Source organism: Paenibacillus sp. GbtcB18 (assembly GCF_019091125.1).
GTDB classification, from domain to species: domain Bacteria; phylum Bacillota; class Bacilli; order Paenibacillales; family NBRC-103111; genus Paenibacillus_F; species Paenibacillus_F chitinolyticus.
Window position 1 is genome coordinate 1 of the sequence record NZ_JAGXJX010000679.1, and the last position, 245, is coordinate 245.

The 245-nt window shown below is 66.5% G+C and carries 1 pseudogene; it reads right to left on the reverse strand.

Going from position 1 to position 245, the window contains the following annotated elements:
* Positions 1-245 (reverse strand): annotated as a pseudogene (locus KVT34_RS30795) (spore germination protein); the annotation flags it as partial.

Sequence of the window (245 nt, forward strand, 5' to 3'; positions counted from 1 at the left end):
CCCCCCGGCTTCGATCCATCGCCATCCGACGGCCCCTTGCCCTTCTGGCCTTGTTTAGCCCCCCTCCCGCCGGAAGCCTGCTTCTGCCGACCCGTATCCTCGCTGCGTCTGCCGTCTGCCTCGGCACCATGGCCTTCGGCGTCCGCCGGCTGTTCTCCGCCGCCTTGATCCGCAGCCGAACCCTTCCGGGAGAATGAAGCTTGAATAGGACCCTGGTTCCCATCCCGCAACAGCTCCTGGATCCC